Annotated in this window: 25 protein-coding genes, 6 tRNA genes, 1 rRNA gene and 1 pseudogene; 21 read left to right on the top strand and 12 right to left on the bottom strand. The window is 46.6% G+C overall.

Annotation, left to right across the window (positions count from 1 at the left end; all coding sequences use genetic code 11):
* The 8 genes from G614_RS0105790 to G614_RS0105825 form a co-directional block, all read left to right on the top strand.
* Window positions 1-82: ribosomal RNA gene (locus tag G614_RS0105790) — 23S ribosomal RNA — on the top strand; the annotation flags it as partial.
* Between the two features lie 77 nt (window positions 83-159).
* Window positions 160-233: transfer RNA gene (locus G614_RS0105795), tRNA-Asp, on the top strand.
* A gap of 37 nt (window positions 234-270) precedes the next feature.
* Window positions 271-343, top strand: a tRNA-Val gene (locus G614_RS0105800).
* A gap of 43 nt (window positions 344-386) precedes the next feature.
* Window positions 387-468 (top strand) — tRNA-Tyr (locus tag G614_RS0105805).
* 52 nt (window positions 469-520) lie between these two features.
* A tRNA-Met gene (locus tag G614_RS0105810) sits at window positions 521-594 on the top strand.
* 27 nt (window positions 595-621) lie between these two features.
* Window positions 622-694, top strand: a tRNA-Lys gene (locus G614_RS0105815).
* Between the two features lie 6 nt (window positions 695-700).
* A tRNA-Phe gene (locus tag G614_RS0105820) sits at window positions 701-773 on the top strand.
* A gap of 150 nt (window positions 774-923) precedes the next feature.
* Complete coding sequence (locus G614_RS0105825; protein WP_027641204.1) at window positions 924-2,750, top strand: hypothetical protein; 1,827 nt, start codon at window positions 924-926, stop codon at window positions 2,748-2,750.
* A gap of 15 nt (window positions 2,751-2,765) precedes the next feature.
* On the opposite strand, the gene G614_RS0105830 is transcribed toward G614_RS0105825, so the two are convergent.
* Together G614_RS0105830 and G614_RS0105835 are read right to left on the bottom strand one after the other, a co-directional pair.
* Window positions 2,766-3,008, bottom strand: coding sequence for a hypothetical protein (locus G614_RS0105830; protein WP_027641205.1), 243 nt, complete (start codon window positions 3,006-3,008; stop codon window positions 2,766-2,768).
* Complete coding sequence (locus tag G614_RS0105835; protein ID WP_027641206.1) at window positions 2,995-3,417, bottom strand: DUF3842 family protein; 423 nt, start codon at window positions 3,415-3,417, stop codon at window positions 2,995-2,997. The genes G614_RS0105830 and G614_RS0105835 overlap by 14 nt, the downstream gene beginning before the upstream one ends.
* 688 nt (window positions 3,418-4,105) lie before the next feature.
* Between G614_RS0105835 and thrS the strand changes: the two genes are divergently transcribed.
* The 7 genes from thrS (at window position 4,106) to tnpB (ending at window position 10,181) form a co-directional block, all read left to right on the top strand.
* Entirely contained in the window at window positions 4,106-5,860 is a 1,755-nt protein-coding gene (thrS, locus tag G614_RS0105850; RefSeq protein WP_027641207.1) for a threonine--tRNA ligase, read from the top strand.
* 597 nt (window positions 5,861-6,457) lie between these two features.
* The gene (locus G614_RS26855; RefSeq protein WP_044917450.1) at window positions 6,458-6,874 is read left to right on the top strand and encodes a MarR family winged helix-turn-helix transcriptional regulator; all 417 of its coding nucleotides are present in this window, start codon (window positions 6,458-6,460) and stop codon (window positions 6,872-6,874) included.
* A gap of 14 nt (window positions 6,875-6,888) precedes the next feature.
* The gene (locus G614_RS26860) at window positions 6,889-7,098 is read left to right on the top strand and encodes a hypothetical protein (protein ID WP_044917451.1); all 210 of its coding nucleotides are present in this window, start codon (window positions 6,889-6,891) and stop codon (window positions 7,096-7,098) included.
* Window positions 7,095-7,604 (top strand): flavodoxin, encoded by a 510-nt coding sequence (locus tag G614_RS26865; RefSeq protein WP_049948051.1) that lies wholly within the window; start codon window positions 7,095-7,097, stop codon window positions 7,602-7,604. The genes G614_RS26860 and G614_RS26865 overlap by 4 nt, the downstream gene beginning before the upstream one ends.
* Before the next feature lie 361 nt (window positions 7,605-7,965).
* Window positions 7,966-9,006, top strand: a complete 1,041-nt coding sequence (locus tag G614_RS0105870) for an aldo/keto reductase (RefSeq protein WP_027641208.1) — start codon at window positions 7,966-7,968, stop codon at window positions 9,004-9,006.
* A gap of 17 nt (window positions 9,007-9,023) precedes the next feature.
* The gene (locus tag G614_RS0105875) at window positions 9,024-9,779 is read left to right on the top strand and encodes a carboxymuconolactone decarboxylase family protein (protein WP_027641209.1); all 756 of its coding nucleotides are present in this window, start codon (window positions 9,024-9,026) and stop codon (window positions 9,777-9,779) included.
* 132 nt (window positions 9,780-9,911) lie between these two features.
* A complete protein-coding gene (gene tnpB, locus G614_RS29230; protein ID WP_155245021.1) occupies window positions 9,912-10,181 on the top strand; it encodes an IS66 family insertion sequence element accessory protein TnpB in 270 nt (89 codons plus the stop codon).
* Here tnpB and G614_RS34965 read toward each other — a convergent pair.
* From G614_RS34965 to G614_RS0105890, 3 genes are all read right to left on the bottom strand, one after another.
* Window positions 10,129-10,470 (bottom strand): DUF4368 domain-containing protein, encoded by a 342-nt coding sequence (locus tag G614_RS34965; RefSeq protein ID WP_420341521.1) that lies wholly within the window; start codon window positions 10,468-10,470, stop codon window positions 10,129-10,131. The genes tnpB and G614_RS34965 overlap by 53 nt on opposite strands.
* The gene (locus tag G614_RS31100) at window positions 10,433-10,636 is read right to left on the bottom strand and encodes a hypothetical protein (protein WP_027641210.1); all 204 of its coding nucleotides are present in this window, start codon (window positions 10,634-10,636) and stop codon (window positions 10,433-10,435) included. The genes G614_RS34965 and G614_RS31100 overlap by 38 nt, the downstream gene beginning before the upstream one ends.
* A 108-nt stretch (window positions 10,637-10,744) precedes the next feature.
* Window positions 10,745-11,152, bottom strand: a complete 408-nt coding sequence (locus G614_RS0105890) for a hypothetical protein (RefSeq protein WP_162142734.1) — start codon at window positions 11,150-11,152, stop codon at window positions 10,745-10,747.
* Here G614_RS0105890 and G614_RS26875 point away from each other — a divergent pair.
* Window positions 11,117-11,761, top strand: a complete 645-nt coding sequence (locus G614_RS26875) for a family 1 glycosylhydrolase (RefSeq protein ID WP_049948052.1) — start codon at window positions 11,117-11,119, stop codon at window positions 11,759-11,761. The genes G614_RS0105890 and G614_RS26875 overlap by 36 nt on opposite strands.
* A gap of 120 nt (window positions 11,762-11,881) precedes the next feature.
* Here the strand turns inward: G614_RS26875 and G614_RS26880 are convergent, their stop codons facing one another.
* The 3 genes from G614_RS26880 to G614_RS26890 all read right to left on the bottom strand — a co-directional run bounded on the left by G614_RS26880 (window position 11,882) and on the right by G614_RS26890 (window position 13,502).
* Entirely contained in the window at window positions 11,882-12,100 is a 219-nt protein-coding gene (locus G614_RS26880; RefSeq protein WP_044917452.1) for a TnpV protein, read from the bottom strand.
* A 341-nt stretch (window positions 12,101-12,441) separates the two neighbouring features.
* Window positions 12,442-13,038: a hypothetical protein gene (locus G614_RS29235; RefSeq protein ID WP_027641212.1), complete on the bottom strand. Its 597-nt coding sequence runs from the start codon at window positions 13,036-13,038 to the stop codon at window positions 12,442-12,444.
* A 194-nt stretch (window positions 13,039-13,232) separates the two neighbouring features.
* Entirely contained in the window at window positions 13,233-13,502 is a 270-nt protein-coding gene (locus G614_RS26890) for a hypothetical protein (protein WP_155245023.1), read from the bottom strand.
* Between the two features lie 575 nt (window positions 13,503-14,077).
* On the opposite strand from G614_RS26890, the pseudogene G614_RS34255 reads away from it, so the two are divergent.
* The 5 genes and pseudogenes from G614_RS34255 to G614_RS26895 form a co-directional block, all read left to right on the top strand.
* Window positions 14,078-14,131, top strand: a pseudogene (locus G614_RS34255) (hypothetical protein); the annotation flags it as partial.
* Window positions 14,132-14,211: 80 nt separating this feature from the next.
* Window positions 14,212-14,346 (top strand): hypothetical protein, encoded by a 135-nt coding sequence (locus G614_RS33340; protein ID WP_278245978.1) that lies wholly within the window; start codon window positions 14,212-14,214, stop codon window positions 14,344-14,346.
* A 468-nt stretch (window positions 14,347-14,814) separates the two neighbouring features.
* A complete protein-coding gene (locus G614_RS0105935; RefSeq protein ID WP_027641213.1) occupies window positions 14,815-16,002 on the top strand; it encodes a mandelate racemase/muconate lactonizing enzyme family protein in 1,188 nt (395 codons plus the stop codon).
* Between the two features lie 107 nt (window positions 16,003-16,109).
* A complete protein-coding gene (locus tag G614_RS0105940) occupies window positions 16,110-17,333 on the top strand; it encodes a mandelate racemase/muconate lactonizing enzyme family protein (RefSeq protein ID WP_027641214.1) in 1,224 nt (407 codons plus the stop codon).
* Between the two features lie 262 nt (window positions 17,334-17,595).
* A complete protein-coding gene (locus G614_RS26895) occupies window positions 17,596-18,375 on the top strand; it encodes a FadR/GntR family transcriptional regulator (RefSeq protein ID WP_044917453.1) in 780 nt (259 codons plus the stop codon).
* A 131-nt stretch (window positions 18,376-18,506) separates the two neighbouring features.
* Here the strand turns inward: G614_RS26895 and G614_RS0105950 are convergent, their stop codons facing one another.
* The 4 genes from G614_RS0105950 to G614_RS26900 all read right to left on the bottom strand — a co-directional run bounded on the left by G614_RS0105950 (window position 18,507) and on the right by G614_RS26900 (window position 21,022).
* A complete protein-coding gene (locus G614_RS0105950; protein WP_027641215.1) occupies window positions 18,507-19,289 on the bottom strand; it encodes an ATP-binding protein in 783 nt (260 codons plus the stop codon).
* A gap of 118 nt (window positions 19,290-19,407) precedes the next feature.
* Window positions 19,408-20,088, bottom strand: a complete 681-nt coding sequence (locus G614_RS0105955; RefSeq protein WP_027641216.1) for a DUF554 domain-containing protein — start codon at window positions 20,086-20,088, stop codon at window positions 19,408-19,410.
* A 31-nt stretch (window positions 20,089-20,119) separates the two neighbouring features.
* Window positions 20,120-20,545: a hypothetical protein gene (locus G614_RS31110; protein ID WP_027641217.1), complete on the bottom strand. Its 426-nt coding sequence runs from the start codon at window positions 20,543-20,545 to the stop codon at window positions 20,120-20,122.
* A gap of 54 nt (window positions 20,546-20,599) precedes the next feature.
* Window positions 20,600-21,022, bottom strand: coding sequence for a LysR family transcriptional regulator (locus G614_RS26900; RefSeq protein WP_044917467.1), 423 nt, complete (start codon window positions 21,020-21,022; stop codon window positions 20,600-20,602).
* Window positions 21,023-21,035 lie beyond the last annotated feature (13 nt).

Raw genomic sequence — 21,035 nt, forward strand, 5'->3', positions numbered from 1 at the left:
GACGACGAGGTAGATAGGTTAGAGGTGGAAGTGCAGTAATGTACGGAGCTGACTAATACTAATCGGTCGAGGGCTTATCCAAAAGGTTAAGGGAAGAAAAGGTTTGTGGAACAATCGGAATTCAATATGCGGTTTTGAAGGTATGTATATGCCTTTAATGGCCCGGTGGCTCAGCTGGTTAGAGCGCCGCCCTGTCACGGCGGAGGTCGACGGTTCGAACCCGTTCCGGGTCGTTTTTCTTTCATATACACGCTGAAAGAGATACCTATTGGGGTCTTAGCTCAGCTGGGAGAGCATCTGCCTTACAAGCAGAGGGTCACAGGTTCGAGCCCTGTAGGCCCCATTTAAGTATTTTTTACAGAAAAGTGTATATACTAATATAATAAGGGCGAATTCCCGAGTGGCCAAAGGGGACAGACTGTAAATCTGCTGGCAATGCCTTCGGTGGTTCGAATCCACCTTCGCCCATTTAAAATGTTAGTTGACAAAACATTTTAAAACATTTATAATTATATACTAGCGCGGGGTGGAGCAGTCTGGAAGCTCGTCGGGCTCATAACCCGAAGGTCGTAGGTTCAAATCCTGCCCCCGCAATTTTTTTTGCAAAAACTTAAACTTTATGGGCGTGTAGCTCAGTCGGTAGAGCACTTGACTTTTAATCAAGTTGTCCCGGGTTCGAATCCCGGCACGCTCATCAGATGCCCAGATAGCTCAGTTGGTAGAGCAGAGGACTGAAAATCCTCGTGTCGTTGGTTCGATTCCGACTTTGGGCACTCAGCATTTAGCACTTATCCTTGACGGATGGGTGCTTTTTTGTTTTATTGTAAGATTTCCTTCATTGTAAAAATGCCGGAAGTCTGATAGTATAAATATTGTTTTAAGGATTCGATATACTACTAACAAAAGATACCAGGGGAAAATAAATGAGCAGACGGCGTAAAAAAAAGGATTCACCAATAAAGACTGTGATTTTGATTATCATGGCAGCCATCATCATGACGGCAGCCGTGTATGTTGTCATGTCCGTGATTGGGAAAATCCGGACGGATTATGAAAAGCTGGATTTCGGCACTGAGGAGAAGGAGACGCCTTCCATAACCATAGATATCAGTGAGGAGCCAAAGGCCGGCTGGAATGAAACAGATAATGGTTGGATGTATTATCTGGATGAAGAAACGTATGTGGCAGACCAGTGGAAGGACATAGACGGTTTTCTGTACTACTTTGACAGTGACGGCATCATGGCTACCGGAGAATTGAAACAGGAAGGTCAGATTTATACCTGCCATGATACTAAGGGATATCTGAAGGATATTCACATTGATTTGGACTATGTACCTGAGAGTACAGGTGAGAACCTGGACAGCCTGGTGAGGACTAATGCGTTCTGGTGTTATCTGAGGGCGGAAGACACAGGACTGTTTAAGACTATTCTGTACCGTAAGACCGTGGAGAACAAGGTAATGGTACTGGGGGGAGAGACTGCCCCAGAAAAGACTACAAGGAATTCTATGCGTGCTTACGGCGATTACGTATATTTCCTGCCTAAGGTAAAGGAAAGCCAGAAACAGGGCCTTTCTGAGGCTGAGAGGGGGCTTTGCGATAAGCTCTTCCGGATGAGGCCGGGTAGCGATACAAAGGAACTGATTGCAGAGAACGTGGATGGTTATATGGTGCTGGAGGAGACAATCTATTACGCCCAGGCAGGGAAGATTTACCATACCACCTCAGGCACAGAGATTGCCACTGGGCAAGCCAGGTATTCGGTGGTCATAAAAGATGGAAATTGTTATCTGGTGGACGACATGGGAAATCCTGCGGTTGCTGAAAGCGGCAGCAGTGTCAGCATTGGAGACCGTGTTTACAGGATTGAGGAAGACGGAAAGATAAAATATGTAAAACACGGCCAGGTAACCATTGGCAAAAAGACCTATTATCTGGGCGGCAGCGGAACAAAATCTTCCGTCTGTGTAAAGAGCGATGGGAGCGATACTGCCATTATCAGGGAAAACTATGGTGTACAGAGCTATTGCATTGTGGATAACCAGATCTACTATAGCAGTTATGTGGATAAAGGTACCGGAGGAGAGTGGTACAGCCAGATTTTCAGAACTGATTTGGAAGGGCAGAATAAACAGGCAGTGTCAGAGCGTTTCCCTGGTGTTATGCAGAATATGTATTACTATGAAGACGAGGGCCAGATATTCGGGGAATACAATCCCGCTATCTGGAAACAGGCATACGGAGCAGCTGTTATTATAGCAAGAGATGGGAACATTTATCAGATAAAGGATGAATCCGTACGGACCGGAAAGCATGTGGACGGAAATGACATGTTGGAAATTATAATGGCCAGGGACGGCAAGGTCATCTGTCTGTGGCATGATTGTGAATGGGACAGAAACAGAGGAATAACCAGTATCCTGTGGAGCAAAGCCATTGAGCTGGATGCCGGGGACAGAAGCCTGATTGATATGGTTCCCTCAACAGAATACGGGAAGAGCAGCGAATCCCAGGAGACGGGGGACATAATCCAGCCAATTGAGACTATGCCGCCGGCTTCCACAGAGACTGTCTCACCGGCGGAGCCTTCCGTAAATAACAACCCTGTAATCAACACGGAGGGACCTCATACGGATACAACTGTACCAACGGTTCCGGCACCTGCTCCCACAGTCCCGGCGCCTGCTCCTACGGTTCCACCGGTGACGGAACCGTCTGCAGAGGTAAAGATAGTGCCTTTGGGATAAAGAGATAGACCCGTATTAGCGGGGTTCTTCCTCATCAAAATCCACTATCACATAAAAACCACGTGAATTTTCGCGTATGTCTTTTACAATTCCGTATTCAGATTTGATGCGGTAACGGGCGGCGAAGCAGCCGGACATGGCTACAGCTGGGTCAATGATATAGCTGTAGCTGCTGGTTCCTTCCCGCTCGATTATTTTTACTTTATCGCCTTTATTCACAAGTCCCTGGCGTTCCATTTTAAATTCAATGGTTCTCATTGATACCTGCTTCCTTTCCTACTTCATAACATACCATATTGATGTAGTCAGATAAGGTACTGTTCTGGCAACCTACAATGTAGTGATTGCAACGGTTGACCGGAATCAGTATCTTATATGCCCTGCTGATGCCAATGGCTGTGGCCATGGCAGGCGTAATCTCCCCCAAAAGGGAATTGGCCATGACAATGCCGATAGGACCGATGATGATATCTGCGTCCCCGGCATTGACAATAACCGGATTCTCACCGGTAGCGCCATAGGTGGCGCCTGCTTTCAGCATGGCGGATGTGGCTATGCTGTTTGTTCCGATGGCATATGTCTCCAGACTTGGAAAACGTTTTTTCAGCTGTTCGATGACTGACTTACCCATTTTTCCGCCCTGTCCGTCTATGATGACAATTTTCATGGTTCACCTTCTTTTCTTTTGTGTTGAGGGATGTCTATAATTGTGTCCGACATAAAATTTAAGTAGTTTACAGGGATATATTTTAACAGAAATGTGGGAAAAAGTAAATGTTATCCACAGATGGGCGGGGCAGAAGGGTGGAATTGTGGATAAAGATGAACGGAACGATTTTATATGGGAATAAAAAGCCTTTCAAGCTGGTCTTGACAAATCAGAGTCAGGTGTTATAATCAAGGTTAGCAATATGCAGAGGCATTGAGGGAAACAGTAGTCAGTGGGAAGTATCCAGAGAGCAGGCCGGTTGGTGGAATGGCCGCATACCAAAGATTGACGAATACCAGTCCTGAGCCGCGTCAGGGAGGTCCGGACAGGTGTTGTGTGTGGAAGGGGTATGATTTGTGTCAGATGCCCTTATGATACACGTTTTCACAACACAAAGAAGGGTGGGAAATGGCGCCGTACCCCCGCGTTAAGGGATAAATGAGTGAAAATCAAGGTGGAACCGTGTGAATGCACCCTTGGACATAAGAATATGTCCAGGGGTTTTTATTTTCCCGTTTTTTCACAGGATTCCGGCAGCGGACATATTCAGAAGGAATGTTTTTCAGCAGAACAGCCGGAATCATGATATCAGAATAACACCAAAGAGATGGAGCCGAAAAAGGCCCATAGAAGAAAGGAGATTCGTATGAAAATTATTTTACCAGACGGAAGTGTACATGAAGCTGAGGATGAATTAAGGGCCATACGCCACACGGCATCCCATGTACTGGCACAGGCAGTTAAGAGATTGTATCCGGATGCAAAGCTGGCCATTGGACCGGCCATTGATGATGGCTTTTACTATGATTTTGACAGGGAGGGAGGCTTTACTCCTGAGGACCTTGAGAAGTTAGAGGCAGAGATGGCTAAGATTGTAAAAGAAAATCTGCCGATTAAGCCGTTTGTACTGCCAAGGGCTGAGGCCATCAAGTTCATGAAGGAAAAGGGAGAGCCTTATAAGGTAGAGCTTATTGAGGACCTGCCGGAGGAAGAGACAATCAGCTTTTACCAGCAGGGCGAATTTGTGGACCTGTGCGCAGGACCCCATATCATGTATACAAAGGGCGTAAAGGCGTTTAAGCTTACAAGCATTGCAGGTGCTTACTGGAGAGGCAGCGAGAAGAATAAGATGCTTACCAGGATATACGGAACCGCATTTGCCAACAAGACAGACCTGGAATCCTATCTGGCCATGATGGAGGAGGCAAAGAAGCGTGACCACAGGAAGCTGGGCAAGGAGCTGGGCCTGTTCATGTTTGCGGAGGAGGGACCAGGATTCCCATTCTTCCTTCCCAAGGGAATGACATTAAAGAATACCCTGATTGATTACTGGCGTGAGATTCACTACAGGGACGGCTATCAGGAGGTTTCCACCCCCATCATCCTGAGCCGTAAGCTTTGGGAGAATTCAGGCCATTGGGACCATTATAAGGATAATATGTATACCACTGTAATTGATGAGGAAGACTATGCTGTCAAGCCTATGAACTGTCCGGGAGGAATGCTGGTCTACAAGAATCAGCCCCATTCTTACCGTGACCTGCCTTTAAAGGTAGGCGAGCTGGGACTGGTTCACCGCCATGAGAAGAGCGGACAGCTCCACGGCCTGATGCGTGTGCGCTGCTTTACTCAGGACGATGCCCATATCTTCATGAGAGATGACCAGATTGAGGACCAGATTAAGGGTGTAACAAAGCTGATCAATGAAGTGTATACACAGTTTGGCTTTGAATATTTTGTGGAGCTGTCCACCAGGCCGGAGGATTCCATGGGGTCTGACGAGGATTGGGAGATGGCTACAAACGGCCTTAAGAAGGCGCTGGAGGACATGGGCCTTGATTATATTGTCAACGAGGGCGACGGCGCGTTCTACGGTCCTAAGATTGACTTCCACCTGAGGGATTCCCTGGGCAGGACATGGCAGTGCGGTACCATTCAGCTGGATTTCCAGATGCCTCAGAGGTTTGACCTGGAGTATACGGCTGAGGACGGCTCCAAGAAGCGTCCAATCATGATTCACCGCGTATGCTTTGGCTCCATTGAGCGTTTTATCGGCATCCTGATTGAGCATTTTGCAGGGAAGTTTCCGGTATGGCTGGCTCCTGTGCAGGTTAAGGTAATCCCTGTTTCTGAGAAGTCCATGGATTATGCCACCGGCGTATACGAGAAGTTAAAGGCAGCCGGCATCCGCACAGAGCTGGACCACAAGGACGAGAAGGTAGGCTACAAGATTCGCCAGGCTCAGCTGGAGAAGGTTCCCTATATGCTGGTTCTGGGTGAGAAGGAAGCCGTAGAGGGCGCGATAACGGTGAGAAGCCGGGACAAGGGTGACCTGGGCGCTGCTGGACTGGATGGATTCATTGAAGATATTAAGAGGATGATTGAGACGAAAGAGAGATAGTATTAGAATGTCCCTGCCCGGAATATATAATACAATGGGCAGGGACGTTCTGTTATTTTAAGCGGGTTCTTATATTTTTGTTTCTCTGTTAAGGTTAAGCCTGTTTCAACGGTACTTCTACCTTTTTCTTTACAACAAAAGCAGCTGCAAGGGATACCACAGATATGATGAATGGGAGCCGGCCATTGCCCAGTGGTCCAAGGAATTTATCACGGATTGATGTGGATGGCATGGAGATTGATTAGAATCTGTACCATATCTCAGGCCCAATGAAAAGGGGCTGTCGCACCAGATGATTGAAAAATCATAGGTGCGGCAGCCCTTTTTGTGCTCATATGGATTTTATTGAGTCATTACTTAAAAATCAGACTGTACGAAAATCAAACACATTATCCGGCGGTCAAGACAGGTTTCACCTGAAAACATTGTAAAAGGGTGCCTATGCAGCAGAACTAAAGGAAGAGGGAGTCGTCCGTTAAGGCATTTATTACTTAATTTTTTGTAAGCAAAATTGAGATTATTACAGAACCGCTTGACAGAAGTACGAAAACGAACTACAATAAAGTACGAAAGTGAACTTTTGAGAAAGGGTGTATTATGAATCCGAAAGATTTTTTTTATAACTTTGGCAGAGCAATTTATCATATTGATGCGGTATATGATGAGTTTGCAAAAAAGAGTGGTGTAGCGCCTACGCTTTTGTGGATATTATATGCGCTAAATGATGGAGAAAACCATACCCAGCGGGAGATCTGTGTTGATTGGGGCCTGCCTAAAAGTACAGTCAATACCGTAGTGAGTGAAATGAAACAAAACGGATATATTGAACTTGAACCGATTAAGGGAAAACGCAGGGAAATGACAATATTGCTGACTGAAAAGGGAAAGCAGTATGCAGATACCGTTTTGAAGGACATTTATGAAAAAGAAGCAGAGGTATTTTCAGCGTTTACCACGGATGATTTAGGTATTCCGGATCGGCTGGAAAACATTGTGAATCTATTAAAAAGATAAAAGGAATTGCTTAAATGAGAATTATTGTTCTTGAAGGTTTGATTGTACTCGTAATGATGCTCTGTATGGTTGCCTGTGGAAACCAGGCAGATAGTACACCTGCAGAGGAACAGGGCAAAACATCGGTAGTTGCGCAAAAAGTTGATCCGCAGATTTCGGAGGATGATAAGAAAGAAACAGAAGATAATTCTAAAACAACTGCTGCGGATGAACGGAAACAGTGAGTGATGCAGAAGGCGGCAAGGTGCTTGTGGCTTATTTTTCCGCAACCGGGACAACAAAAAAACTCGCGGAGTATGCGGCTGAGGTTACTGGGGCAGATCTGTATGAGATTGTTCCGGCAGAACCATATAGTGATGCGGATCTTGATTGGAATGACAAAAACAGCCGTACAAGCATTGAAATGAATCATGATTCGGTAAGACCGGCTATAAACGGCAGTGTGTCCGATATGGAATCGTATACAATTGTATTTATCGGGTATCCAATCTGGTGGGGCGATGCACCGCATATCATTGATACATTCATGGGAAGTTATGATTTTTCTGGGAAGACCATTGTTCCCTTCTGTACTTCCGGTAGTAGTGGGATTGGTTCCAGTGCAGAAGAACTGCATGATTATACCGATGAAAGTGTGACGTGGCTTGATGGCGAAAGATTAAAGAGTTACCGCTGCTTGCGGCAGAAATCCAGTTGGGACAGGAATCCCATGAGTGGATGGGTATTGTAATGGTATGCCTTTTTGTCCTGCATCATGTAATGAATTATAAATGGTTCAAAGGTGTATTCAAAGGGGATTATTCTCCTGTCAGGTTTTGCATTAAAATGGCTGACGCTTCCGGGGAGTAAGCAGGCGGCACGAATTCTCCACGAACCGGCATGGTGATGATGAAGATATGCACATAGTTCGGTCAGTGATTTCTACATGAGCCCGTATGAGCTTACTCAGAAAGAATATGTGGAAATAAAGGGCAATAAATCGAGCAATTTTCACGGCAAAGACCTGCGGGTTGAGAATATTACATGGCTTGGTGCAGTGGCTTGAAGATAATAAAATAAAGCAAAAATAGGAAATGGAGGAGGAAACTGACATGGAGTATATAAAATTGGGAAACTCAGATTTGAATGTATCCCGTATCTGCATGGGATGTATGGGGTTTGGTGATCCGGGACGAGGACAGCACAGCTGGACTTTGGATGAAGAACATTCAAGGGAAATCATAAAACACGGACTTGAATTAGGTGTCAATTTTTATGATACGGCAATCGCCTATCAAAACGGTACAAGTGAGCAGTATCTTGGCAGGGCGGTAGGGGATTTTGCAAAGCGAGAGGATGTTGTGATTGCGACAAAGTTCCTGCCCCGGACAAATGAGGAAATAGCAGCCGGAATAAGCGCCCAGCAGCATATCGAAAATATGTTAAATAAGAGCCTTGAAAATCTCGGCATGGAGTATGTTGATTTGTATATTTACCATATGTGGGATTATCAGACGCCGCTTTATGATATCATGGAAGGCTTAAACAGAATGGTGAAAGCCGGAAAGACGCGGTATATTGGCATTTCAAACTGCTTTGCATGGCAGCTTGCAAAAGCAAATGCTCTTGCGGAAAAAGAAGGGTTTGCAAAATTTGTATCCATACAGGGGCATTATAACCTGATTTTCAGGGAAGAAGAGCGCGAGATGTCAGCTCTGTGTTATGAAAATAATATTGCCATGACGCCTTATAGCGCCCTTGCCAGTGGACGTCTTTCCAGAAGGCCGGGAGAAACATCAAAACGTCTGGAGGAAGACAGCTATGCGAAAGGGAAATATGACAATGCGGCCACGCAGGATGAAATGATTCTAAGGCGGGTTGAGGAACTTGCAGATAAGCATGGTGTGACAATGACGGAGATTTCCCTTGCATGGCTTCTGACGAAAGTCACCTCTCCGGTTGTGGGGGCAACGAAGTTCCATCATGTGGATGGTGCTGTGAGTGCTGTTAATCTGAAACTGACAGAGGAAGAGACCTCTTATCTGGAAGAGTGCTATGTTCCCCACTGGCTGGTTGGAGTAATGGCACAGAACACGGTATCAGCTGCAAAAGAAAACCATGTTTGGTCCGTAGGCGATCAGAAAATAAAATAAACAGGAGGAAAAGCATTATGGCAGTAAAACAGACGGCAGGAAGGACCCAGCTTGGGGATTTTGCCCCGAAATTTGCAGAACTTAATGATGATGTATTATTTGGCGAGGTTTGGGCACGGGAAGATAAACTCTCCCTGCGAGACCGCTCCATTGTTACAGTTGTTTCTCTTATGGCACAGGGACTCACGGATGAATCAATCAAATATCATCTGATGAGTGCAAAGACGAACGGGATTGCAAAAGAAGAGATTGCAGAAATCGTAACTCATGCGGCGTTTTATTGTGGGTGGCCGAAAGCGTGGGCTGTATTTCGTATGGCAAAAGAAGTTTGGAATGAGGAAATTGTTGCAGAGGACGCGAAAACAGAACATGAAAAATCTTTGATTTTCCCTATTGGAAAGCCGAATGATGCATTTGCACAGTATTTTATAGGACAAAGCTTCCTTGCACCAGTTTCAACGGAACAGGTGGGCATTTTCAATGTGACCTTTGAACCGGGCTGCAGAAATAACTGGCATATTCATCATGCGGATAAAGGCGGCGGACAGATTCTGATTTGTGTGGCAGGACGAGGTTATTATCAGGAATGGGGAAAAGAACCTGTGCTTATGGTTCCCGGATGTGTGGTGAATATTCCTGCTGGGGTGAAGCATTGGCATGGTGCGGCACCGGATAGCTGGTTTTCTCATTTGGCAGTGGAGGTGCCAGGGGGGAATGGGAGCAATGAGTGGCTGGAAGCTGTAACAGATGAACAGTATAAGGATTGCAAATAAGGAGTGATAGTAAGCGCTTAATTTAGGAGTGGATTTCCATCTGTTCTCCGGTATGCGATAATGGTTACTGTAATGCAAGCATTTTACTCTTCAAACCAGCTTGCAAACTTTCATTATAAGGAGGTAGCCATTATGCGGGCAGCCGGAAAAACTGCCGAAGAACAATACCAGCTGATCCTGGAGTGCCGCAGGAGCGGCATGAGCGACTGCGACTGGTGCAGGGAGAAGGGAATCAAACTGGACACATGTGCCTGTTATAAACGTCTGGACGGCAGCATCCAGGGGCGTTTCCGATGGCCGCGCAGTCGGGAGGAAGTAAAGCCCATCACCTGGAAACAGTTCGACTGGCTCATGTCCGGTCTGGAGCTCGAGCAGCCCAAGGCACTGAAAAGGGCCATATAAAATCCGGCTCTCCACCGAAAAGGCAAAAGGCAAGAAGCCTATCCTGTTTTTCCCGGAAAGCCTCTTTCCGCTGGTTTGTTACCATTACCATAGGTTTGATGCTGTCGGATGAGTTCTTTGTATTCGGACTGTGAGAATACTTCTTGCTCCGTTCACCAACCTCGATCCGCTGAATGAACAGCCGCAGCAGTTCCGGAGTCAATTCGTCAATGGCGGTGTAACGCTTTGCCTTCTCAATGAACGTCTCCACATTAGCCGCTGTCAGTTTTTCCAGCCGCAACGAGTTCACTATCCCGCTTCCGCATAGCGTCCAACTCTTTCTGGAGCGAGTTCATCTCCCGCCGCAGCTCCACGCTGTTCTTCTGGTTGATGTACTGTGCGAACTGACGCTCCTGCGTCCTGGCGGAGTGTGTCACCCGACGGATATCATCCAGTATAATTCTGATTAGATCCATTTCTCGGATATGGTGCGGTGTGCAGCATCTTTACCACGTTTTCCATAAGTATAGCACTTGAATTTGTACTTCTATGGAAAACAAGGTCCAATGTTCGCTACTTGAAGATTACTCAAACCGCGCGATCAGATCGCTCCGGTGAACAAAGTCCTCCACCTCTTCTCGGAAAGTGTGGATGATCGTCTCTTTACTGGGTTTTGGGTAGCGGTGCGTGATTTCATAACAGGTCAGCGGCGGGGGCGGCGCAGTCAGGGTATAGCGGACGATATGTTCCTTATTTTTCAACGCCTGATAAACGCTTGCTGGAGCGATAGCCCAGCGGTCCGGTACATCCAGATAGAGGGGGATCTGTGCGCCGGTCCCTACGAAAACTAGGCTTTTCCCTGATGGCCAGTGTTGGTCGTGCCACATTTCATAGTCCGCGCTCCAACGCAGATACACCTCATCCTTGATGGACAACTCCCCCGGCGTGATCTGGTCATGGTACCGGCTGTCCCTGTGACAGATCACATACATCTGCTCCTGGTAGAGAATGTGGGCCAGGATGTCCGGATACCGGCGCTGGCTGTAGACATAGCCGATGTCAATAACTCGGTGGCCGCTGGGACACTGGATTTTATCAGCTTCAGCTACTACCGTTCCAATGTTATTTCCACAGAAACCAAAATAAACGTGATCGGCGGCGACCTCAACCCTTATCTGAAAGCCACCCCATGGGGCTGGCCCATTGATGCGCTGGGGCTGCGTTATGTTCTCAACGAGTTCTATGACCGGTATCAGAAGCCGCTGTTCATCGTGGAGAATGGACTGGGTGCCGTGGATGAGATTGAAACGGACGGTTCCATTCAGGATGGCTACCGCATCCAGTATCTCCGCGCTCATCTGCGGGCAATGATGCAGGCGATGAATGAAGACGGTGTGGAGCTGTTAGGCTATACTATGTGGGCTCCCATTGACTTGGTGTCCCTCAGTACCGGTGAGATGAAAAAACGCTACGGTTTTATTTATGTAGACATGGATGACAAGGGAAATGGTACTTTGACACGCAGAAAAAAGGCATCCTACGACTGGATGAAAGAGGTTATTGCCAGCCAAGGCGAAAACTTGTGGAGGGAGAATCAATAAGGGTTCCTATCCCGGCTATATCAAACGCTATTGACGGGAGAAGGGGAGCCAGACCAAGATAAACGAGGGCGATCTGGACTTGATCCGGCAGCATACCAACGACTACATCGCATTTAGCTACTACCGCAGTGCGGTGTGCAAGTCTGACGGAACAATGTTTTGTTTAGCCATAGAGGAAACGATAGTTCCCATTCTCGTGTTGCAGGAACGGTCAATCTCAGCCAAATGCTCGAACAGCGTACCCTCTACCACAAGGTTTGTATAAAGCACCAGATTGGGGATTAGATAATCGCACTCTTGACGATATGTACCGCCCATTTGTTCAAATAATGATTTCATTGATGGCTCCTTTCATTATGATAAATTTGTTTGCAGTTTGAGGGCTGTGCCTTTTTCTCCTTTCCTCATAACTGCCTTTTCAATTCGTCACAAATGAGCCGCCTCCTTTATAGATTACATCATGGGGTCTTTTCATAAAATCAAATCTCCTTTCCAAGTGCGATTTCCGTACTTTGCGACCGGGCATCTATGGATAAGTTTATTAACACAGATAATGCCAAGCCGCCATAAAATATAGAAATGTCAAAATGGCAGGGCGTGTTGCCCTGCCAGAAAGTCAAAACTTGTTCCTTCACGTATAGGAGTTTTTAAGGGGTAAAGAGGAAGTGTTTTTGTAAAAATTATTCAGAATATCCCATAAATCGAGTGGCCAGTTCCTGTACCGCTAAAATCGGCGCCTGCTCATAGCTTTTGGAAGGATAATCACGCTCAAATCGTTCTGTTTCTGCCATCAACATTGGAATGAGAGAGACATCTCCCCGGAAACCCATCACTAAACACAGCATGGATTTCAGGTACTCACTTTTAAAAACGTCATAGCTTTGTACTATCCAGTCACAACAGTTATTTTGGGAATGCAGGAAAAAGTAAAGTGCATTTTCGATAAATATGTCCTGTCTGTTGGTCATTGCCCTGCGTTGGATAAATGGGAGGATTTCATTCTCATACTGAAGAATTTTTTTGCGGAGAAGAGTCCGATTCGTCCCAGACAATGGTTTTCTCATAAGACGGATGAGTTCGTCGGTATTATCCGCATTGTTGATTTCCTGTTCTTTTTCCGTATCAGCGTCAGATGGCACAAAATGTTCAGATATATACTGGTTTGCGATTTCTTCTGTTTCTGGCATTAAGTAAAGGCTGTATTCAAATCTTGCAGCTGAAAAATCCTTATATGGATGTGAATGTAAAAAGTGCCTGATTTCTTTATTTGTCATCATCTTTCCTTTCTGGGCGGGTATCTTCAATCAAGTTATCTTTTAGCTTCTGAACCGCCTTGCTGCTCGCCAATACCGGCCCCGTTTTTTACGGTTTTAGCTGTAAATCTGTTTGATGTTAAGGCGTTCTCCCTCATATAGGTATTTTGTTTTGCCCTTTTTTATCATGGCAATGGTATCCTTATGCAGGTCATTCCTTAAAGAAATGATTCGCTGTTCAGGAAGCGGTACAGAGTATTTTTTGAGAATCCCTCTTCAAAAGTTTTTGTTTTCCGCCGCATGTAATCGCTGCGGCCAGAAAAAAGCAGGCATAACAGATACCGGAAGATGGTCATAACCGGAATTCCTTTTTCCTTGCCGGCATTACATTTGAAGAGAAGCTTCCCTATTTGGAACTCGCTGATAAATATTGCGGCAAAATCAAAAACCTCGTTTTCCTTATTCTGATTATGTGGTATACTTGACATGGCATGAATCTCCTTGCTGTGTGATTGTTTTTGGCAATTCAATTATACCATGCAAGTCGGGTTTGTGCCTTTTTTAAGTGCTAATGTATTGAATTTTCAAGGTTCATCACACCAAATGGTGTGGGAAGTTTGAGTCAATTACTTATACATCATATCACCTAATCTTCATCCCTTCAATGGTTTTCTAAATAATTCCGTTACTGAATGCTTAGAGGTTCTCCCCTCTGCTCTTTTTCCAGAAGCATGGGGGGCAGTTTTTTGTGTATCTTTTTCTCACTGCATGAAGTTTTCATGTTCTGCTATGCCCTCATATGAATCCGGCAAATCAAGACTGCCATCAAAGTCAAAATCGTTATCTTCCATATATCAAAACCTTCTCTGCAAAAGAACATTAAAGAATCTCATAAAATTTTCAAAACACTTCCGATTTCCATGCCATATTTCTCCTTTAGATAAAAAAGTAATCTTTTTTTATAATTAGATTACTAAAAAATATGGAAGCCGTCGTCCATACGCCCATGCGTGTCTTTATGGCAGCAGGGGAGTCGGGGACAGGAAAGACGACCAATGCGAAAATGGTGGCACAGCTTCTGGGAATGCCCTACTATTTCTTTACCTGCGGTGAGGGAACAAACGAGACTGATCTGGTGTCTGCCATGATCCCCAATATCGGCAGTAAGAAAGCGGAGCCCGTTATGGACCTGCTTATATGGATATGCAGATGGACCCGGCATCGGCTCTGGAACGGATCAGCGGCGTGTACGAGGAAGCGATCAGCCAGGAGGATGCCCTGCGGGAGAAGAAAGGGCTGGAGGAGAACAGCGTAAGCAAAAGCGGGCGCTGACAAAGCGGCGCTCAATGGGCTTATGCAGGAAAACTTTGTCTTTCTGGAATTGAAGCGCCAGGTAGAACGGCTAAATGAGATGGATCTGAAAACGCCGGCGTTTGCTGCCTACAAGGGAGGCGAGATTGATTTTTATGTAAAAGCTTGGTCGGAAACGAACTGCGGTATGCCGTGGAGGTGAAGAGTGGGAAGAACCAGGCAACAACTGGAAAGCCTGGAGGATGTGTATATCGGGAGTCAGATGTGCCAGAGGTATCCCGGAAGTGCGCTGAACTATCCGGATTGTTACCAATTTACAGCATTTTTTATAAATTTGGTGAAAAGGCTGTTGACACTTTTGTAAAATACATATATAATGTTACATAGCGAACAGGTAAACAACGGTCAAGCAGAAAAGCGAGTTAGTAGCCTGCCATAGTATAGGAAAAGCAGATCTGTATGCACCGAACCAAACCAGGAGGTATGAAGATGAAGATTACAAAAGTAGAAGTTTTCCGTCTTCCGACGGCAAACAGCAAACAGAACAGCCCCATTGGCTGTCGGATCCATACGGATGCGGGAATCTGCGGGGATGGCGAAGCCGGTATGGCCTATGGAGTAGGCGGTACGGCTGCTTTCGGAATGGTGTGCGATCTGGCTGAACTGATCATTGGGATGGATCCGCTGCGCACAGAGTACATATGGGAGTATATGTACAAGAAAACTTTCTGGGGTCAGAACGGTGGCCCGGTGGTATTTTCCGGAATCGCCGCTATCGATGTGGCGTTGTGGGATATTAAAGGAAAATATTTCAAGGTTCCCTGCTATCAGCTTTTGGGAGGCAAAGTAAGGGATAAGCTCCGTACCTATGCAAGCCAGCTTCAGTTTGGATGGGGACAGGTTGGCGTTTCTGAACATCTGTGGGCAGTCACTCCGGAGGACTATGCTCACAATGTAAAACTGGCTGTTGATGAGGGCTTCGATGCCATCAAAATTGACTTTTTTGACCGGGATGAAGAGGGGAAACCTTTGGATTTCTTAAGCACAACGGGTATTCTGACGCGAAAGCAGCTGAAATTGGTCGAGAGCCGTATGAAAGCTGCGCGGGAAGCTGCTGGTGATGATGTAGATATTATCATGGAAAACCATTCCTATCCGGATGCGCTGGGAGCCGTACAGCTGGCAAAGCTGGCGGAAAAGTATAACATTATGGCATTTGAGGAGCCCAATACGCCTACGGCGCAAACGGTCGAATACATCGCAAAATATACATCCGTTCCGATTGCAAACGGCGAAAGGCTGTTTTCGCGGTGGCAGTATGTAGACTATTTTAAAAAGAATCTGCTTCAGCTGGCACAGCCGGACATCGGAAACTGCGGCGGTATCTCCGAGGTAAAGAAGATCTCCGATATCGCGCATGCCTTTGACGCCGGAGTTCAGGTTCATGTGGCGGGAAGCCCACTGGCAACGAATGCGGCTCTCCATGTGGAGTGTACCATTCCGAATTTCATCATCCATGAGCACCATACCTGCAATCGTATGGATACCTGCCTCGGCCTGACAAAGTACAACCTTCAGCCTGAGAATGGATATTTCAGTGTACCGGAGCTTCCGGGTATTGGAAATGAATTCCTGCAGGAAGCGATTGACAAGGCAACTCTCTATAAAGTGGTCTAATAGCCGATCACAAGGAAGGACGGGGGAAAGTGACAAAGAGTGGAGGGGCACAACATTTTTTATAACTTGTTTGTGCCTTGAGCGAAGCGAAAGGAATGATAAAAACTATGAAGATTACAAGTGTAGAATGCTATCTCGGGAATTTTATTACCGTAAAGGTCAATACGGACAAGGGCATTTACGGATGGGGCGAAGCAGGCCTGGCTTATGGTAACTGCTGGGAGGCTGCCTTTGGGCAGTGCCAGGATTTTGCAAAGCTCGTGATTGGCATGGATCCTTTTAATACGGAGGAAATCTGGGAGCACCTCCATCGCCACACCTTTTGGGGAATGGGCGGCGGTGTTGTCGTTACATCTGCCATGGCGGCCATTGATACGGCGTGCTGGGATATCAAGGGCAAGGCATTGGGCGTTCCCGTGTACAAGCTGTTGGGCGGTAAAACAAATAAGAAGCTCCGCGCATATGCCAGCCAGCTTCAGTTTGGCTGGAGAACCATTATCGAAAAGAATGACAGCCTGACTGTCCTGTATGATCCGAAGGATTACTATGATGTAGTCAAGGATGCCATGTCAGAAGGTTACGATGCCGTTAAGATTGATCCTGTATTCGCCCCGACGGAAAAAGCGGATCTGGTAAGCCTGTTTGGCACACAGGGAACCCATCATCGCGGCTGCCTGCGTCAGCATGATTTGCAGCGTTCAGTGGAGCGTATCGCCGCGGCAAGGGAAGCCGGAGGCCCGGATTTGGATATCATCGTGGAGATTCATTCTCTCCTGGATGCAAATACGGCAGCAGATCTCGGTGAAGCATTAAAACCGTACCGCATTATGTACTACGAAGAGCCGACTATGCCGTGTAATCCGTCCGTATTTAAGCACATCAAAGAGCGCAGCGGGCTTCCGCTTGCTACTGGTGAGCGAAGTTATACCCGCTGGGGTTTCCGCCAGTTCTTTGAGGAACGTACACTTGATGTGATTCAGCCGGATTTATGCAATACAGGCGGAATTACTGAAACGAAAAAAATCTGTGATATGGCGCAGGTCTATGACATGGGCGTGCAGATCCATGTATGCGGAGGCCCGATCGCAACGGCTGCCGCATTGCAGGTGGAAGCGGCAATTCCCAATTTTACAATCCATGAAGAGCACAATGCGAACCTGTGTACGAAATTTACCAAAGGCGGCAAATATTTCTACGAGCCGAAGAACGGATATTATGACGTGCCGGAGCTTCCGGGAATAGGGCAGGAAATGTCTGAGGAAGAGCTTGCAAAGAGCCGTAAAGTCGTTATCGAAGGCAACACTTCAAAATTATTCGTGAAAGCAGAATAACTTCTGCCGGTTTTAATGCGGCTTGTATCCAAAATATTGGCTGAAAAACCGAAACGCGAACCAGTAAGGCCCAGGGCGTTAAAAAATAACGTCCCGGGCCTTTTTGGGGTTCATGACAAAAGAAAGCTCGCAAAGCGTGCGGTCTATTGTTTCTTTGAGAATAGAATACTTGCATTATGAAGGAATAAAGAGTAGAATAAAAGAACCGCAGAGTTATCGACGGATGAAAGTAAGCAAATTAGAACTAGGAAGGTAAACTGAAGTGGGTTACGTAAAAATCAGGAAGAATAAAATCAGCCGGCTTTCTGTAGTGGATCAGGTCTGCGAGGCAATCAAGGCAGATTTAGCGGCGAAGGTCTGGCAAGTGGGAGACCGCCTGCCTTCGGAAAGTGAATTGGCAGATATGTTTGGCGTCAACCGTTTAAGTGTGCGGATGGCACTCCAGAAATTGAGTACGCTTGGATTTATTGAAACCAGAGTAGGGGAGGGTTCTTTTGTTACGGAATTCTCAATGCAGCCGTTTTTATTGGAAGTTGCCGGGGTTTATAAGGATGAAAAGCGCCGAAAAGATGTGGAGCAGCTCCGAAACCTTCTGGAGGGCGAATGTATGAGTATTGCAATCCTTGAGGCAACGGAGGAAGAGAAGAATGGGTTAAAGGAAAAGCTGGAACAGTATTTTGAAAAAGAAGCCGTGTATAACCAGAATATCAAAGATGATGAAGCACTGGACGAACTGGTAAACGCAGATTTCGCTTTCCATTATGAAATTATAAACATAAGCCATAATCACATATATATGGATGTGTATGCAATGGTGCAGCAGCTGATCCGCGAGCATATTAAATATTTGATCAGTACCCGTGCCCGGCGGAGGGAGGAAGCGGGACTTATGGCTTTGGACCATAAGGATGACAAGCATCTGCAAATGTATGAGAGTATTGTGAACGGAGATATAGAGGAAGCGAGACGTTCCAGGGAACTGATCCTTGGTATCCGTCCTATTCACGGGATGGATTACTTTGATCAGGCTGATGAAAGTTAGCGGTTCGTTACAGTGAATGCTATAGGCCCCCCACTTTCATGCCGTGGAGGTGCCGCAACGCAGCACGAGGGTTTGAAAGGCGGTTAATGAGGGGACTGTCATGGATGGTCAGTTTTCAGGTATAATTTTATTTACCGTATCAGGCTGCCATCCGTCCTCACAGTCACAACCTGCCATGGTATGAACTTCCCACTGGCCTGGAGGGCGCGTTTCGCGGCATTTTCAATACCGCCGCAGCATGGAACCTCCATGCGGACAATGGTGACATCCTTAATATCATTGAGGCGGATGATTTCCGTCAGCTTTTCAGAGTAATCCACCATATCCAGCTTTGGGCATCCTATCAGCGTGATGCGTCCGGCTATGAAGTCATTGTGAAAATTGCCATAGGCAAAGGCAGTACAGTCAGCAGCTATCAAAAGACGGGCATCCTTAAAGTAGGGAGCCTGGACAGGAGCCAGCTTTATCTGTACAGGCCACTGGGTCAGCCGGCTTTCCATGGAAAAGGATTTTTCCAGGGAGAGGGTTTCTGTGGAAATGGGGATTTCTCTTGCTTCCCTGGCAATACTTCGTGACTGGCTTCCCGGACATCCGCTGTGATGAGGTGCTGTGGAAGAGGAAACTGTGGAAGAGATGCCGGCGGAAGGGCAGCCGGCTGCGTCGCATGCATTCTGGCGCTGGGCCATGCGGGCTTTTACGGCTGCCTCATCATAGGCAGCGGCCTCCCTTTCCTCAAAGATAATGGCCCCGGTAGGGCAGGTGGGCAGACAGTCCCCAAGGCCGTCACAGTAATCATCCTTTAAAAGTCTGGCTTTTCCATCCACCATTCCGATGGCTCCTTCGTGACAGGCAGCAGCACATGCGCCGCATCCGTTGCACAGGTCTTCATTTATCTTAATAATTCTCCTAATCATTCCTTTATCCTCCTTGTTGGAAAACAGTCAATTGTTGTTATGCTAGAAGTATACTATGGGAAGCGCGGAATGTATGTTGTTCTGACAACATCTCATCCGCTGATTTTTACCATATTTTTTAAAGCAGGCAAGACAGCGGGAAAATAATGGCAATGGCAGGAAGAATATTTAGGACCTTGGTCCGCTTGATGCCTGCAATTTTTAAACCCACTGCCAGGGTGATGATTCCCCCGCAGGACTTAAAATTAGCAAGCATGGTGTCGGTGACCAGGGGAAGTATGTAAGAAGCCCCTCCAAACAACAGGATACCCACGACAAACTGCGGCACGGCAATAAAGCCCACCAGATATCCTGCCGTGGTCCCGAAGATAATGGCTGTAAAAAAGTCCATGACAGCCTTGGCATAGAGAATGGAATGGTCGCCGGTCATGGCTGAGTTCATGGCGCCAAATACCCCGGTGCCGCTGAAGCAGAACAGGATAATCATACTGATTAACACATCCATCTGTTCGTCATCCAGTGTCAGGGGAAGCCGTTCTTCCAGTCTGTGAATTCCTTTTAGCAGGTTATCCTCCAGGTTTAGTAGTTCTCCTATGACAGTTCCCACAATAAGGGCCAGCACCACGGCCGACAGACTTTTTAACATGATAATAAGGCTGATTCCCATGGTAATGGCTGACAGGCCAAAGATATTGGGGAGAGCATCCTTTAATTTCTGAGGAAAATGGTTTTTTAAAAATGCCCCCAGGATACCTCCCAGGAATACGGCAATGCAGTTGGTTATGATTCCATATGGCATATGACAGTTGTCTCCTTTGCTGATAGTTGTTTTAATCGTTACTTTGTGCGTTCCCCTGTATCAATGTATCGTTCCATTCTTTGATATAATTCCTGGAACAGTTCCATAAACCCCTGTACCCTTTCAGGCGGGATATCCCAATACTTAAAAACACAGCGTCCCTGCTTGGCTCCGTGTAGGAATAGTAGGTAAAGGCCAGGCCCAATCCCTCCTGAGCCATAGAGACCGCCAGGTCTGCCGTAATGTTGCCGTGGAGGACCTCATATTGTAACTTTTCCTTGTGGAATAGATCCCTGCTGATGGTGCCCAGCATGGTTGTATGGTCACTGAGGATGAACTTAAATTTAGCGGCGTCTTTCAGGTCGATCCACCAGCTGGGCGTGTGCTCTCTTCGATGAGCAATTTCCATCACCGAATGGTTTCGATTGGTGACAATGAAGATCTCATCCTTTTTCAAAAATGTAATCTCCCGCTTGAGCTTCGCGGACGGCATTGCCACGACAGCCAAATCTTACTGACCATCCAGTAACAGATCCTCCAGCTTCATGATGTTCTCTTCGACCACGTCTACTTGAACGTCGGGGTATTTCTCATAAAATCGTTTGAGGATGATAGGCAGTATCCGCCGGCCCCGGAAGGAGCTGATACCCAGTGTCACCCTGCCGCCCTTCAGGTTTTCACAGTCCCACAATTCGTTTTTGGCACGCTGGTAATCCGTCATGAGTTTTTTCAGATGACCGATGAAGACAGCGCCATTGCGTGTCGGACGAATTCCCTTTGAAGTTCGGACAAAGAGCTTCACCCCCAACTCACTTTCGTATTGATGCAGAAACTGACTCAAACTGGATTGTGCCATGAACAGCTGATCGGCTGCCTTAGAGACGCTGCCATTCTCCGCCAATGTGATCAAATATGAAATTTCCTTCAGATCCATCTCTGTCCCCTCC

The sequence above is a fragment of the [Clostridium] clostridioforme AGR2157 genome, assembly GCF_000424325.1.
Classification (GTDB): Bacteria; Bacillota; Clostridia; order Lachnospirales; family Lachnospiraceae; genus Enterocloster; species Enterocloster clostridioformis_A.

Excerpts from the sequence above, each read along its gene's own strand:
- G614_RS0105940 (WP_027641214.1), top strand. The coding sequence starts at position 16,110 with ATGAAGATTACAAGTGTAGAATGCTATCTCGGGAATTTTATTACCGTA.
- G614_RS0105935 (WP_027641213.1), top strand. The coding sequence starts at position 14,815 with ATGAAGATTACAAAAGTAGAAGTTTTCCGTCTTCCGACGGCAAACAGC.
- G614_RS26855 (WP_044917450.1), top strand. The coding sequence starts at position 6,458 with ATGAATCCGAAAGATTTTTTTTATAACTTTGGCAGAGCAATTTATCAT.
- G614_RS31100 (WP_027641210.1), bottom strand. The coding sequence starts at position 10,636 with ATGGATCTAATCAGAATTATACTGGATGATATCCGTCGGGTGACACAC.
- G614_RS0105955 (WP_027641216.1), bottom strand. The coding sequence starts at position 20,088 with ATGCCATATGGAATCATAACCAACTGCATTGCCGTATTCCTGGGAGGT.
- G614_RS0105830 (WP_027641205.1), bottom strand. The coding sequence starts at position 3,008 with ATGAGAACCATTGAATTTAAAATGGAACGCCAGGGACTTGTGAATAAA.
- G614_RS26900 (WP_044917467.1), bottom strand. The coding sequence starts at position 21,022 with ATGGATCTGAAGGAAATTTCATATTTGATCACATTGGCGGAGAATGGC.
- thrS (WP_027641207.1), top strand. The coding sequence starts at position 4,106 with ATGAAAATTATTTTACCAGACGGAAGTGTACATGAAGCTGAGGATGAA.
- G614_RS29235 (WP_027641212.1), bottom strand. The coding sequence starts at position 13,038 with ATGATGACAAATAAAGAAATCAGGCACTTTTTACATTCACATCCATAT.
- G614_RS0105870 (WP_027641208.1), top strand. The coding sequence starts at position 7,966 with ATGGAGTATATAAAATTGGGAAACTCAGATTTGAATGTATCCCGTATC.
- G614_RS0105890 (WP_162142734.1), bottom strand. The coding sequence starts at position 11,152 with ATGTATGTGATCTGTCACAGGGACAGCCGGTACCATGACCAGATCACG.
- G614_RS0105950 (WP_027641215.1), bottom strand. The coding sequence starts at position 19,289 with ATGATTAGGAGAATTATTAAGATAAATGAAGACCTGTGCAACGGATGC.
- G614_RS26860 (WP_044917451.1), top strand. The coding sequence starts at position 6,889 with ATGAGAATTATTGTTCTTGAAGGTTTGATTGTACTCGTAATGATGCTC.
- G614_RS26875 (WP_049948052.1), top strand. The coding sequence starts at position 11,117 with ATGGTACCGGCTGTCCCTGTGACAGATCACATACATCTGCTCCTGGTA.
- G614_RS33340 (WP_278245978.1), top strand. The coding sequence starts at position 14,212 with ATGGATATGCAGATGGACCCGGCATCGGCTCTGGAACGGATCAGCGGC.
- tnpB (WP_155245021.1), top strand. The coding sequence starts at position 9,912 with ATGCGGGCAGCCGGAAAAACTGCCGAAGAACAATACCAGCTGATCCTG.
- G614_RS26890 (WP_155245023.1), bottom strand. The coding sequence starts at position 13,502 with ATGTCAAGTATACCACATAATCAGAATAAGGAAAACGAGGTTTTTGAT.
- G614_RS26880 (WP_044917452.1), bottom strand. The coding sequence starts at position 12,100 with ATGAAATCATTATTTGAACAAATGGGCGGTACATATCGTCAAGAGTGC.
- G614_RS0105835 (WP_027641206.1), bottom strand. The coding sequence starts at position 3,417 with ATGAAAATTGTCATCATAGACGGACAGGGCGGAAAAATGGGTAAGTCA.
- G614_RS0105875 (WP_027641209.1), top strand. The coding sequence starts at position 9,024 with ATGGCAGTAAAACAGACGGCAGGAAGGACCCAGCTTGGGGATTTTGCC.
- G614_RS0105825 (WP_027641204.1), top strand. The coding sequence starts at position 924 with ATGAGCAGACGGCGTAAAAAAAAGGATTCACCAATAAAGACTGTGATT.